Origin of the sequence: Veronia nyctiphanis (genome assembly GCF_004116385.1) — a bacterium.
In the GTDB taxonomy this organism is placed as follows: Bacteria; Pseudomonadota; Gammaproteobacteria; order Enterobacterales; family Vibrionaceae; genus Veronia; species Veronia nyctiphanis.
On the sequence record NZ_PEIB01000002.1, the window covers coordinates 166,934 to 181,206 of the forward strand.

At 44.2% G+C, this 14,273-nt stretch carries 10 protein-coding genes and 1 pseudogene; 6 read left to right on the top strand and 5 right to left on the bottom strand.

Features of this window, described 5'->3' with window-relative positions; translation table 11 throughout:
- Nucleotides 1-131 precede the first annotated feature (131 nt).
- On the top strand, nucleotides 132-2,246 hold the full coding sequence (locus tag CS022_RS02640) for a sensor histidine kinase (RefSeq protein WP_129120972.1): 2,115 nt from the start codon (nucleotides 132-134) through the stop codon (nucleotides 2,244-2,246).
- 54 nt (nucleotides 2,247-2,300) lie between these two features.
- Here the strand turns inward: CS022_RS02640 and CS022_RS02645 are convergent, their stop codons facing one another.
- The 4 genes from CS022_RS02645 to CS022_RS02655 all read right to left on the bottom strand — a co-directional run bounded on the left by CS022_RS02645 (nucleotide 2,301) and on the right by CS022_RS02655 (nucleotide 7,285).
- Nucleotides 2,301-4,010 (bottom strand): TRAP transporter permease, encoded by a 1,710-nt coding sequence (locus tag CS022_RS02645; RefSeq protein WP_408057196.1) that lies wholly within the window; start codon nucleotides 4,008-4,010, stop codon nucleotides 2,301-2,303.
- 26 nt (nucleotides 4,011-4,036) lie between these two features.
- A complete protein-coding gene (locus CS022_RS27920) occupies nucleotides 4,037-4,435 on the bottom strand; it encodes a hypothetical protein (protein WP_408057197.1) in 399 nt (132 codons plus the stop codon).
- Nucleotides 4,436-4,543: 108 nt separating this feature from the next.
- Nucleotides 4,544-5,566 (bottom strand): TAXI family TRAP transporter solute-binding subunit, encoded by a 1,023-nt coding sequence (locus CS022_RS02650; RefSeq protein WP_129120973.1) that lies wholly within the window; start codon nucleotides 5,564-5,566, stop codon nucleotides 4,544-4,546.
- A gap of 366 nt (nucleotides 5,567-5,932) precedes the next feature.
- A complete protein-coding gene (locus tag CS022_RS02655) occupies nucleotides 5,933-7,285 on the bottom strand; it encodes a sigma-54-dependent transcriptional regulator (protein WP_129120974.1) in 1,353 nt (450 codons plus the stop codon).
- A 182-nt stretch (nucleotides 7,286-7,467) separates the two neighbouring features.
- Here CS022_RS02655 and CS022_RS02660 point away from each other — a divergent pair, with 182 nt between their 5' ends.
- A complete protein-coding gene (locus CS022_RS02660; RefSeq protein ID WP_129120975.1) occupies nucleotides 7,468-9,207 on the top strand; it encodes a bifunctional metallophosphatase/5'-nucleotidase in 1,740 nt (579 codons plus the stop codon).
- 317 nt (nucleotides 9,208-9,524) lie between these two features.
- Here the strand turns inward: CS022_RS02660 and CS022_RS02665 are convergent, their stop codons facing one another.
- Entirely contained in the window at nucleotides 9,525-9,797 is a 273-nt protein-coding gene (locus tag CS022_RS02665) for a ribosome alternative rescue factor ArfA (RefSeq protein WP_129120976.1), read from the bottom strand.
- A 502-nt stretch (nucleotides 9,798-10,299) separates the two neighbouring features.
- On the opposite strand from CS022_RS02665, the gene CS022_RS02670 reads away from it, so the two are divergent.
- The 4 genes and pseudogenes from CS022_RS02670 to pntB all read left to right on the top strand — a co-directional run bounded on the left by CS022_RS02670 (nucleotide 10,300) and on the right by pntB (nucleotide 14,133).
- Nucleotides 10,300-10,491 (top strand): hypothetical protein, encoded by a 192-nt coding sequence (locus tag CS022_RS02670; RefSeq protein ID WP_129120977.1) that lies wholly within the window; start codon nucleotides 10,300-10,302, stop codon nucleotides 10,489-10,491.
- Between the two features lie 130 nt (nucleotides 10,492-10,621).
- Entirely contained in the window at nucleotides 10,622-10,894 is a 273-nt protein-coding gene (locus CS022_RS02675; RefSeq protein ID WP_129121137.1) for an HlyU family transcriptional regulator, read from the top strand.
- Between the two features lie 283 nt (nucleotides 10,895-11,177).
- Nucleotides 11,178-12,729 (top strand): annotated as a pseudogene (pntA, locus tag CS022_RS02680) (Re/Si-specific NAD(P)(+) transhydrogenase subunit alpha).
- A gap of 9 nt (nucleotides 12,730-12,738) precedes the next feature.
- Entirely contained in the window at nucleotides 12,739-14,133 is a 1,395-nt protein-coding gene (gene pntB, locus CS022_RS02685; RefSeq protein WP_129120978.1) for a Re/Si-specific NAD(P)(+) transhydrogenase subunit beta, read from the top strand.
- Nucleotides 14,134-14,273: the final 140 nt, after the last annotated feature.

Genomic DNA, 14,273 nt, shown 5'->3' on the forward strand with positions numbered 1-14,273 from the left:
GTACTCTCAGGGCATAAAGTCAAACATATTACCTTCTGATTCATATAGAAAAAGTTACTTTTGATGAGTAGGAATGGTCGCAACCACTAAGTTTGCTTTTGGTGGTTTTCGTTCGACAGGGAGTGCTGAGTATGAAAAGCGCACACGTGAAAAGTATCAAAAGAACGCTACGTCAAAAGTTATTGATGCTGGTCTGTGTGAGTTTGCTCAGTATCAGTATTGTCTCCGCGATGACTTGGGTGGTTCGCGACGTCGTTACGACACACCTTCTTACCAATGCCCACGAGGAAGGCGAAAACAGACTGCTATCCTATGTCAGTGATATCAGACGTGTTCTTTCGGATTACAGAGTGCTCCCGTATTTAGCCTCAAGCAAACCTGAAGTTAAGCTACTTCTGTCTGGTGATGAGACCTTTCAGGCTCAGAGTGACGCATTTCTCGCTGACATGGACAAGGCTGCTGTGACATCTGGTTGGTACATTCTTAATGCCAGTGGACGAACAGTTTCGAGCAGCCGCTCCGATATAACACCGCTTAATATTGGAATCCGTTTACAAGAAAAACTCGCAGACTCGGGTGGAGAAGTAGTAATGACTACTGATCTTTCCTCTTCCCCCGTCTTCCATTATTTTGCTGCTCCTGTTTACAACCAAACAGGCTTTGCTGGTATTTCTTTAGCACGTCTTGAACTGACGAAACTGGAGGAATCATGGTCAGCAGCCGATGAGCACGTATCGGTGAGTGATGGTCAGGGTAACTTTTTTATCGATGTTCGAGGCGACTTTCCCAAGCAAAATGTTGTCACTTCTGCCAAACAACTGGGAGAAGGCTTTTCAGTTGATATTGTGGTGTCAGGAGATGGTTTTCGCTATTTGCAACAGAGTGTTTATCTGGATGATGTGGGTTGGCAGGTGTTTTTTCTGACCCCGTTAAAGTCAATCGAAGCCTATGCTTTCGGCGCTTCTATGATCACACTTACCCTCTCTATTGCATTGATAGCACTGATGCTATTCCTCGTCGAGCGTAAGCGTCGACTTAATGCTCGTGAGGTTCTTCAGCAAACCGTGGCGGAGTCAGAACAACAGTTAGCCAGAATTATCTCTCGTACTAATGTAGGTCTCGTGATTCTTGATCGTTCAGGGGAGACCTTATTTGTTAACCCTATGGCGAAGCGCTATTTTAACCTTTCAGACTCGATGGCGTCGGGCATGCCATTATGGCAACTTTTTCCTGACTCTGAGCACAATGAGGCAGTAAATATCGTACTCAAGCGACTTAGAGAAGATATTGAAGGGGTTGAACTAACAGGTGTTGAGGTTATCGCTGAACGTACTGACGGCTCTCGCTTCCCTCTAATGTTTTCAATCACATCCTTTCCTCAGGGGGGAGAGCAGGCATATCTTGTTACCTTGCTTGATATCAGCAAGCGAAAAAAAGCCGAGCAAGCCCTCCATGAGCTGAACATTGAATTGGAGAAAAGGGTGACACGGCGGACGGCTGAGCTTGAATCCGCGAAAGAGGCGCTGATTGAGCAACAAAAGCTTGCAGCGATGGGACGTATGTCATCTGCCATCGTGCATGAACTGAATCAGCCCCTGACGGGACTAAAAACCCTCCTTTCTAGCAGTTCTCTGCTTATCGAACGCCAACAATTGGATACATTACGCACTAATATGTCATTGGTAGATACCTTGATTGATCGCATGGCATCTATGACGTCGCAACTCAAAACATTTGCCTTTAATCGTCCAAGCGAGCTTACGCCACTATCTTTGAATACCATCGTTGAACGTCTGTTGATGTTAAATCAACATCGCCTTCAATCAGTCAACGTTAGCACCGTTCTGGATAAGTCTCTGCCATTAGTGCTTGGAGAGCCTCAGAGAGTTGAACAAGCTGTCGGTAATTTGCTGACGAATGCGCTTGATGCAGTTCATGGCACTGATTCACCAACCATAACCATTGCAGCCAAAGTACGCGCGTCTGATATCGATGAGGATGAGCAAATCATTCTAGAAATTAAAGATAATGGCGAGGGTGTCTCCGAACCTGATATTCAAAGAGTCTTTGAACCTTTTTATACCAGTAAGAAGATGGGAGAGGGCCTTGGTCTGGGGCTTGCGATTACTGCCAACAGTATGCGTGACATTGGTGGGGCAGCGTCTGCATTGGTCAATAATGATCGAGGTATGACGTTTACTCTTGCCTTCCAAGTATTCAAGAACCCTGTCGGGGAGAGGCAATAATGAGCAACATGTTGTGCATGAATATTGGGAACACATGTTGCTCAAGTGTTTTATCTAGGCGCTGGTATTCGCCAACGCGTACTGTTTACGTGTAATGACGAAGAGAAAGCTGAACATCACTAACCCTAAGACTTTTAAGCTCATGTCAAAGCTTGGCCACATGAGCAAAATAGCACTCACCAGAGATACAGCCCGAAGTACAATACTTAATTCTCCTTCTAAGTACCCTTCCATTGCACCGACAAGTGCCCAGGTTCCTATCAAAGAGAAACCGCCCACGATCATAACTTGGTACATATCACCATTAACAAGCGGTGTATAAGCCATAAGTAACGGCACCAAGTAGAGACCTTTGGCAATCTTCCAAGCGGTGAAACCCGTCTTCATCGGTGGAGTTTTAGCGATTGTAGCTGCCGCAAAGGCGGTCAGGCATACAGGTGGTGTCACATTACTGTCTTGAGATAACCAAAAAATAATCAGGTGCGCAGTCAGCAGAGCAAGTCCTACCTTTTCCAGACCCAAGCCTTGCTCAAGGAGTGTGGCCTTGAAGTCATCCGGCACAAGACTTATCAATGACGTTGCTTCAACAAGCGTCATTGGCTGTGTTAATGCATCGATTTTATCAGGTGCGACAAGCAAGAAAATAGCTCTGGCCTGTTCAGGTAGCTGTCCGTTTACTAAAACATCGAGAAGTTGCTGCTCAGCAATCAGGCTATAAATTGCGGGTGCTGACAGTGTGCCCAGCACGATATATGACGCAGTAACAGGAAGTCCCATACCAAGCACCAAAGAAGCGATTGCAACAAGTACCAACATGGTTAATAGGCTGCCATCAGACCAACTGTTAATCATCAGTGAGAAGGTATTGCCAACTCCCGTTGTGCTGATGACGTTGACAACAAGACCAATGCCAGTCAGCAATACCGCTGTCGTTACCATGTTTTTCGAGCCTTGAGAAAGTGCATCGACAATTTCCCTAGGCCCCATTTTGTTGGGCGATAACCATGACGCAGCAATCACCGAGAGAATTGACAGTCCAGCAGCGTAAGTTGGCGTAAACCCACTAATTAGCAGTGCGACAAGAACAGCGAGGGGAATAAGGTAATGCCAACCACGAACGAGCACTTTTGATACGGGCTCTGTGCTATTTTCGACGTGCTGTACACCACTTCTTTTGGCCTCAATCCGAACGAAAAACGCGACAGAGAGAAAGTAGATAAGGGCGGGAACGAATGATACGGCAATTATCTCAACATAAGGGATTTGCGTGTACGACGCCATTATAAAAGCGCCAGCCCCCATGACCGGTGGCATGAGTTGTCCCCCTGTTGATGCGGCAGCTTCAACGCCTGCGGAAAAACGGGCGGGAAACCCCGCTTTTTTCATCAGCGGAATGGTGATGACACCTGTAGAGACAGTGTTTGCGACGCTTGAACCGGAGACCGACCCCATGAGGCCTGAGCCAAGCACAGCAACAAATCCCGGTCCACCAATGATTTTTCCAGCGACGGCACGTGACACATCGATAATGAAGTCTCCGGCACCAGACTTCACTAAAAATGCACCGAACAGGATAAACATGAAGACATAGCTCCATGAAATCCTGGATATCGGACCAAACAGACCCTCTGAGCTGTAGAAACTGCGGTAAAGGACCGTTTCAGCTGATAACCCCGGAAATGAGAACACGCCATTTATCAGGCTTCCCCACCAGACGACATAGCTCAGGGCAACCACAATCAGTACGGGTATGAACCAACCCATGGTTCGTCTGATTAACTCAAGAACAATCAGTATGCTAAGATTGAGAAAAACCAATCTGTTGCCACGAAGGTCACTCCGCGCTCATAAAGCGCATCTTCAGCAAGCGGAATATAGACAAGGCAAGCGACCGCGCCAATAGCAATAAATACGTCGAAGAATAATGCGGGCTTACTGTTCGAAAAGCGTCTCGCTGCGGGGTAGGTCAGCGCACACAAAACAGCAAAGCCTGCAAAATGGGTTACGGAAACCCAAAGCTCAGGAAGAGTAGCAAGTGTATTGAACCAAATATGAAGAACAGCCATCACCACGCCAATAACGGTGATAATTTTACCTAGCAGCGGAAACTGTGTTCTTTGTGACAGCTCAAATTGAGACAAGCTTTCTTGGCCTTTGTCTCCGCTGTTCTCGATAGAATGCTTGGTCATTATGACTCCAGAACAAACAGATAATAGACACCCACTCATCGATAAAGTGAATATCTTAGCGTCAAACTGAGCCGGACATTTGTCCGGCTATGTCATTGATCGGTTTCGTTAGTTCGAAATCAAATGGTCAGGGATTGTTAGGCCTTGCTCTTTATAAAAACGTGCTGCACCTGGGTGTAGTGGGACAGGTAACCCTGCTATCGCCTTTTCAATAGCCATCGCTTTAGTCGCTTTGTGAATACCATTGAGGAAAGGCAGGTTCTCATAGATCGTTTTTGTCAGGAGGTATACATCTTCTTCGCTGATGTCATGACGGGCAGCAAGAAAGTTGGGTTGTGCAACAGTGTTTACCGCTTTTGTCTGTCCGGGGTAGGTGTTGGCTGGTACCTCGTAACGTGTCCAGAGTTGATAGCCATTATTGGCATCTTTGATTTGCTTATCAGTGAAAGAGAGTAGGGTAATGTTGTCGCCCATTGCCGCAAATGCACGGGTTACAGCACTCACAGGTACACCCGCGGGTGTGTTCATGCCCTGAATAGCGCCATTTTGTAATGCGTCGGCACTTGCACCATACCCCATGTAGGCAAGGTTGAATGAATCTGGATTTACATTGAGGCCCGACATAATGTGACGGCCAGATCCTTCTGTACCTGAATTTTTCTTACCAATTGAGAATTTTTTATCTTTTAGTTTATTGAGGTCTGAAACATCCCCCTTTTTGACTAAATCTGATTTGATAACGAAATGCTCAACGTTTTGCCACAACATGGACACTGATCTGAGGTCTTTCTGGGGACCTGACTGTTTCAGTTTACCGTCACCGTTCCATGCCCATGCACCATAAAGTCCTTGAAGGATCGCAAACTGGGCTTCATTTTCTCGCAGCAGTTTAACGTTTTCACCGGACCCGGCAGAGCTGATTGCTGAAAGAGAAAATTTATGTTTCGGCTCTAGTTTAATTTTGCTTAGAGTGGCAAGTGCAACACCGACCGGGTAGTAAGTTCCTCCCGTTGAAGCCGTGGCAAGAATGTAGCTCCTGTTTTCCGCAGCGTTTACACTGGCAGTCATACCAAAGGTAGTCAGAAGGCTCGCTGTAATGGCTGCATGTTTGATGAATGATGTTATTTTCATTGTCTTCTCCATGATGAGTGCATGTAAAGCACTTCCCTAAGAATCATTTTGTATCACGTCGCCGCTATACAGCATTTAGTATGCCAATAATTAACTCTTTGATTTATAACAAATTGACTGAGGGAGGAAAAGGAAATGAGCAAAGTTATGCTGATGATGATATAAAGATACCAGCAAAATTTTGCCTATTACACACAACGTAAAACTGGCAAAGTTCCCTTTAGATAAAGGCATTAACAATAAACCGTTGAGCAGTATCACACTTATTCTCTTATGTTATGAGCAATTTTTTGCCAATTCATTTAAAAGTCATCCGTGTGTTTTTCATCTAAGGCTAATAGTTTAAGGTCACTTAATTACATCGACTCAGTTTGAAGGGCTGGTGAAATCTGAGCGATTGAGTCCATGTTTTTGCATCTTTTGGTTGATGGTACGTCTCGGTAAATCGAGCTCTTCCATGACTGCCTGTATATGGCCTTTATGCCTTTTTAATGCATCTTGAAGGATCTGTCGTTCCGCGTTTTGCATTTGTATCGATAGAGGCAACATCGTTTTGGAATTTGCTTTCGGAGCGTCAGGCCCACTGGCGAGTATTTCACCAACAGACACGCTCTCATCCAACGCAAAACGCGTTGCTACGTTTCTTAGTTCCCGCACATTACCTGGCCAGTTGTAACCAATAAGGGCGTCCCTGTCGTTCAGACTTAATTCTCTCATTACATTCAATTCGCCAATAAAGTGAGCAAAGAGCAAGGGTATGTCTTCCGTTCTCTCTCTGAGAGGAGGGATGACAATATGCGAAACATTGAGTCGATAATACAAATCCTGACGAAAACCCGAATGTAGTTTAAGATCTTCCTTGGCTGCAGCGATACATCGGATGTTTATTGGTTTACTCTCATTAGACCCAACCCGTTCAATCAGTTGTTCCTGAATGGCTCTGAGGAGTTTAACTTGCATGTTCAGAGGAACACTTTCTATTTCATCAAGAAACACACTGCCTTTATCTGCAAATTCCAGTTTTCCGATACGTCTCTTGGTCGCACCAGTAAATGCCCCCGCTTCATGGCCGAATAATTCACTTTCAAACAGGTTTTCCGGTATCGCGGCACAGTTTAGCGGCACAAATTCTGCCTTTGCACGGTGGCTATGTTTGTGAAGACTCTCAGCTACAAGCTCCTTACCACATCCAGTCTCCCCGTAAATGATGACATTAGTGTCCATTTCTGCGAGTTTTAACACTTCATTACGAATGGTAACCATGGCATCGCTTTGGCCGACTAGAACGCTTTCGAGACCATGAAGTTGCGTTAAATATGCCAGCCTCTCTTCATGGTCGTCGGTGTTTTTACGAAACGCGAGTGCTGAATTGACAGCTTCAGTGAGCCGAGTGGGCTCAAAGGGCTTCTCAAGAAAATCGAATGCGCCAAGACGAAGCGCTCGGACCGCCATATCGATATCTCCATGCCCTGTAATCAAAATAACGGGCAATTGAGGGATGATGTTCTGAAGTTCCTTGATCAGTGAAACGCCGTCTGTATCAGGGAGCTTTACATCACTGACAACGACACCCGGAAAAGCAGCAGTTAACGCATCTTTAGCTGCATAACCTGTAGAACAGGAAATAACAGAGAAACCCGCGAGTTCTAACCACTGTGCAGTTGCCTGTCTGACTATGTCGTCATCTTCAATAAGAAGCACTTGTCCCTGCGCATCCATACATCCTTCTCCATTGGTGCGATTGAAACGGCAAAGACTGAATGGGGCTGGCTGTTTGGATTCAGCCAAATATTGAAATTCAATCTGTTAGGTCGAAATATTAACAATTCGAATGTTTTTTTGTGAACTTAGCAGTGTAGAATGTGACATTGATAAAATGCATTTCACTTTTTAAGGGATCTATGCCAATTTCATCAACTTTCAAGCTCTCCTTGGCCCATATCAACGATACACACTCGCACTTCGAGCCTACGTCTGTCTCGCTTGTTATCCCTGAAGTGAACATTAAAGTCTGTTTGGACACCGGTGGCTTTGCCAGAATTAAAAACACCGTCGACAGCTTCAGGAAACAGGCAGATGAATCTGATTGCCCATTTTTATTTCTCCACGCGGGTGATTGCTTCCAAGGATCTCTTTATTACAGCCTATTCAAAGGCGAAGTGAATGCAAGGTTATTGAATCTATTGGGTCTAGATGCAATGACCTTAGGGAACCATGAATTGGATCTCGGGAATACACCTGTTGCTGAATTTCTCGACCACATAGATTTCCCCCTTCTTGCAGGAAACTGGGATATCAGTAATGAGGATATAGGGAAATCCAATCGCCTTACTGATAAAGAAAAGTTGCAGCCTTATTCACCGAATGAAAAACGGGCAAACATCATCTACAAAGACTTTGGCAATACCCGAGTAGCGATATTTGGTATCTGCATAGATAAAATGGCAGCGATTGCGAACCCTGATGATGACACACCATTTTTAGATGCAACAACAGTTGTAAGAAACACGGTTGCTTACCTGCACAGTAAAGCTATCAAACATATCATTTTACTCAGTCACCTCGGCTATGAAGCAGACTTAGAGATGGCTAATGCTATTGAAGGGTTATCAGTCGTCATTGGCGGCCACAGTCACACTTTACAGGGCGATTTCAGTGCTTTTGGCTGGGAAAGCGAAGAGCCTTATGGCCGTATCGTCTCTGATACTGTCGTCTTTCAGGCAGGTTGCCATGCGATGTTTTCTGGTTTAGTGGAGTTGGAGTTTGATGATACAGGGAAAGTCATCAACCACACGGGTGGAAATTATTTGATGATAGATACTGACTTTCATGAGTCGATGTCTATCGAGTGTGAAGGCCGGGCAGAAAATATAACTGATGCAAAACGCATTGCAAAACAGTATTTAGAGAAACAGAACCGAATTATTTTGGTCAATTCAAGCAATGAAATTTCTGAAATATTAAACAACGAGTATCGTCCTGCCGTTCTAGAAATGACAAGTGACATTGTCACTCAGGTTCCATCTCGTTTACGTCATGTTCGTATTCCTGATGAAGACGGTGGCAGCTGCATAGCGCCATTGGTTTGCGACGCTATGCTGTATTCTGCAAGGTCAAGGGGCAATACCATCGACTTTGCTATACATAATGCGGGCGGAGTCAGAGTAAGTGTAGAGAGTGGGCCGCTCACAGCGGCAGAAGTGGCTGGCAGATTACTGCCGTTTGAAATAGATATTGTCAAATACAAAGCGACAGGAAGCCAATTTAGAGAAGCGCTTGAAGGAGCGATTAATAATGCAACGAATAACGGCGTAGAGGGCACTGGTGACGGGAGCTATCCTTACTTGGCTGATCTCAAGTTTGACTATGATACTTGTCTTCCTATGGGTAAAAGGATAACAACCTTACTCTTTCGTCAGAACAACCGCTGGACACCCATTCTCGGTGAAATCTGGTACACCGCAGTATCCTCTGCATACACGACGAAAGGTAAAGAGGGTTACGATGCGTTGAATCATCGACAAAACGATAGCATGTCAATTGGTGTAACGCTTTCTGAAAGCTTTATCGAGTATGCGCGTACAAAATTTGAGCTGGTAAATGTGGCAGATAGCGAATGTCATCTTTATCATCGACAATAACTCCCTCTTAGCCATTCCCCATCTAGCCGACTCAGAATGTTGGCTTTTCTTTTTCCAATAAAAATTGGCATACCGTTTGCTGCTCGCTTGGTACTGATACGGAAAGCTACATTAGCAATTCATGGAACTTTAGGGTGTTTGAAACAACACAGTATTAGTACTAGTGACTAATTCTCAAGAACAGCCAGGAAGAGCCGATGAAAGAAGAAAGAGTTAAGGAGAAAGGCAATGTTAGAAAAGCGTGATTGGTTTGATTTGGGTTTGATTATCTTTTGGATTTCAGCATGGGGCGTATTGATGTACTTCGTACCATTGGGCTAGCAAAACAAAACGGTAAACCGGAAGGTAAGCGAGAGCGGCGCATATAAAAAAGGGCGCTGATTATCTCTCGAGCGCCCTTTGCGTGAATAAGAACCTTTCCCTTTTTTTGGCCTTTCTACCCTAGCTCTGAAAAGTTTGTCGGTCACCAATGCCTTAAGTGCGTTGTCTTTTATTTCTCCACGTTGGTGTTGATAGATATAACTTTCCGACGACGATTCTCCATGTTCTAAATCTGTATCCTTTTTGGTGCGTTGCTTCTTCTTTGCCATGACTCTTTCCTTATTAACAGCGTTAAAGCACTGAAAGAATATCATTAGTTACTCTTTTGTAAAAATAATTACGCATGTTTATCGTTTTAGCTCACGATTGAAATTTGTTTAAAACGTATCTAGGCAGGCGTTGCGTCTTATATAAATAAAGCACCCTTTCAGTATCTTTATTCCTAGTTTTAGCAAACTAACACCGATTATTAATGACACCGTAAGGTGAAAAAACTGAGGTATTATGTAAACGAGTTGTTAAGCTCTAGTCAGTGGTTAAATGTTAAGCTATTGTTAGCTTTGTGATAAAAAATTAGAGATAAATTTTACTTGGAATGTGAGTACCTGAGTTTTGCTGTCTTACTCCATTTAAACCCCTATAAATAAAGACTTCTCGATGAAAGTTTTGCATTAATTAAACTAATGCCAAAATGTAAAATTTGTCAGTTTTCTAACCTCTAATTACCGTCTAATATCTCGCTCATAAATTAATCAGCATTCAGAGGCGGACATGACACAGGTAGTAGAACTTGGTTACAACAACGTTGATTTTGGACAGAACAATAAACACTATTCAGTAAACCTAAAAGGTTTGCTATTCCATGCAATTGATGTGTTATTCAAGCGTAGCAAAAAGCCTGTATCTATGTCGCTTTCCGAGCTGCCTGAATACATCAGAAGAGATATTGGTCTCCTCAAATAAACAATCTGATACTTAAAAAAAAGCCTGTCTCTGACAGCTTTTTTTTAACTCTATGATGCTGATACTGGACAAAAAAAAACCCTTTGGTCAGTATATCATTCTGATTATAGAAATTGAGTGAGACATGCATGTGAGCTTTTTTTCATGGTTATTCGGTGAAAAGGAACAAAAGACTGAGGTCGAACCAACAGAATACAAAGGGTTTCTTATTTATTCAGAGCCAAAAAGTGAAGGGGGGCAGTACAGGATTAACGGTCGTATCTGTAAAGAGACAGACGGCGAGTTGAAAATCCATCATTTTATTAGGTCTGATATTCTGCCCGCTGAAAACACTGCGACAGAGTTGATGATTAATAAGGCAAAGATGTACATCGATCAAATGGGAGAGAGCATGTTTAACTAACCCTCTATCTCGGGTTACTCTGCTATTACAGTGTCAACTTTGGCCTTTAGAGCTGAGATCACTCAAAAAAGAATAATGTGAATTTATTGCATCTGTATTCAAGACGAGTGATCTAGAATTTGTATTGCTTGCTAGTCATTTAACTACATTTTAGCGCTGCAACGTGCCTGATAAGCTTACATATATATGAAGTTTATGAATTATTCCAACAAATAGCTTGTTGTAGGTCGTTGCATTGGTTAAAAATGGAACAATAATTTAAGCCAATAGTCAGGGATAAACTATGCAAATTGGTGTACCAAGAGAAACACTCGCCAATGAGACGCGAGTTGCTGCGACACCCAAAACGGTAGAGCAGCTTTTAAAAATGGGTTTCGATGTTGTTGTTGAAGCCGGAGCGGGGAGCCTTGCCAGTTTCGATGATAAAGCCTACGTTGGAGCAGGTGCTGAAATCAAAGAGGTCGGCGACGTCTGGAAATCAGACATCATCTTTAAAGTGAATGCCCCAATTGTTGACGCCGATTCTGGTATTGACGAGATAGCACTCCTTCAGGACGGAACCACATTAGTGAGCTTCATCTGGCCTGCGCAAAATGAACCATTAATGCAAAAACTTTCTGAAAAGAAAATCAATGTGCTTGCGATGGATTCTGTACCGCGTATTTCTCGTGCTCAGGCACTTGATGCCTTGAGTTCGATGGCGAACATTGCAGGTTATCGTGCCGTTGTTGAATCTGCGCATGAATTTGGCCGTTTCTTCACTGGTCAAATAACTGCCGCTGGTAAAGTGCCTCCTGCAAAAGTCTTTGTTGCTGGTGCTGGTGTTGCAGGTTTGGCAGCAATCGGTGCAGCAGGGAGCCTTGGCGCTATTGTTCGTGCATTCGATGTAAGACTGAAGTTAAAGAACAGGTTGAAAGTATGGGTGCAGAGTTTCTTCAAGTTCAATTTGAAGAGAACACAGGCAGTGGTGATGGCTACGCCAAAGAAATGTCTGACGATTTCAATAAGAAAGCTGCTGAGCTTTACGCCGAGCAGGCGAAAGACGTCGATATCATTATTACGACCGCTCTTATTCCTGGACGACCTGCGCCGAAATTGATCACCAAAGAAATGGTTGATTCAATGAAACCGGGTAGCGTCATTGTCGACCTTGCGGCGGCGAATGGTGGTAACTGCGAATACTCTGAAGCTGACAAAATCATTACAACGGACAACGGCGTGAAAGTTATCGGTTATACCGATATGGTCGCTCGTCTTCCTACCCAATCTTCACAGCTTTACAGTACTAACCTTGTTAATTTGATGAAGCTTCTTTGCAAAGAAAAAGACGGCAACATTGATATTGATTTTGAAGACCTTGTCCTGCGTGGCGTAACCGTCATCAAAGAGGGTGAGATTACTTGGCCAGCACCACCTATTCAGGTATCCGCTCAGCCTCAGGCACAACCGGAAGCAAAACCTGCAGTTGCGCCTAAAGAAGACAAGCCTATGGCTCCTGAGAAGAAGTTCGGTCTTATTGCAGCAGGTATTGCCGCATTTGCTGGGTTGCCAACTCTGCGCCAGCTGAATTCCTTTCCCACTTTACGGTTTTTGTACTGGCATGTGTTGTTGGTTACTACGTGGTATGGAACGTTACTCACGCGTTGCACACACCGCTTATGTCAGTAACTAACGCGATATCAGGCATCATTGTTGTCGGTGCTGTACTTCAGATAGGTCAGGGGAGTGGCGTAGTCACATTTCTTGCATTTATTGCCGTATTAATTGCAAGCATTAATATATTTGGTGGCTTCACAGTAACCAAACGCATGCTTGAAATGTTCCGTAAAGATTAAGGAGTGATCATGTCTTCAGGAATTGTTCAGGCAGCATACATTGTTGCTGCTGTCCTTTTCATCATGAGCTTAGCAGGTTTGTCTAAGCAAGAATCGGCCCGTTCCGGTAACTACTTCGGTATTGCGGGTATGGCAATTGCTCTGATTGCAACTATTTTTGCGCCGGAATCATCAGGTACTACTTGGGTGATTTTAGCCATGGTTGTAGGTGGTGCGATTGGTATTCACTTTGCCAAGAAAGTCGAAATGACCGAGATGCCAGAACTGGTAGCGATTTTGCACAGTTTCGTTGGTATGGCAGCGGTGTTGGTTGGTTTCAACACCTTTATTAACCCAGCCGAAATCAAAGCTGAAAGTGCTGAAATGGTTGCAGCGATGCATACCATTCATATGGTTGAAATCTTCCTCGGTGTCTTCATCGGTGCAGTGACTTTTACAGGCTCGGTTGTTGCTTTCGGTAAACTTCGCGGGGTTATTTCATCTAAACCCTTGATGTTGCCTCACCGCCATAAGCTGAATCTCGCTGCAGTGCTTGTTTCTCTGTATCTACTGACAAGCTTTGTTGGTAGTGAATCGACTTTTGCATTGATCCTTGTGACACTGATAGCGTTTGCATTTGGATATCACTTGGTGGCATCAATTGGTGGTGCTGATATGCCAGTTGTTGTTTCTATGCTTAACTCTTACTCGGGTTGGGCGGCAGCTGCAGCAGGCTTCATGCTGTCAAATGACCTGCTGATTGTAACGGGTGCATTGGTAGGCTCGTCGGGTGCGATACTGTCGTACATCATGTGTAAAGCAATGAACCGTTCGTTCATCAGCGTTATTGCAGGTGGTTTCGGTACTGATGGCTCGGTCTCAACCTCTGATGAGCCTCAGGGCGAACACCGTGAAGTTTCTGCTCAAGAAGTGGCTGAGATGCTTAAAGACTCACGTTCAGTAATTATCACTCCTGGATATGGAATGGCTGTTGCTCAGGCTCAATATCCTGTGTACGAGATTACTGAAAAACTGCGTCAGCGTGGTGTTGATGTTCGCTTCGGTATCCACCCTGTTGCAGGAAGGTTACCGGGTCACATGAACGTTCTGCTTGCAGAAGCAAAAGTACCGTATGATATCGTTCTTGAAATGGACGAGATCAATGATGATTTCCATGAAACAGATACAGTACTTGTCATTGGTGCGAATGATACGGTGAACCCTGCCGCAATGGAGGATCCATCAAGTCCAATCGCTGGTATGCCAGTACTTGAAGTGTGGAATGCGAAAAACGTGGTTGTATTTAAGCGCTCTATGAATACTGGCTACGCTGGTGTTCAAAACCCGCTGTTTTTCAAAGACAATGCCACAATGCTATTTGGTGATGCGAAAGAGAGTGTTGACGCAATCTCTAAAGCTATTTAACAGAAAGAAAGCTTCATGTGCAAAAGCTGGTCGAAAGGCCAGCTTTTTTTGTGTCTTATTGTATTGTCGAATCTAAGTGTTTGAACTCGGTCTGAAACTCGGGAAGTTTTGCCCATTTCAAAGTTTCGAAATTTATTCGA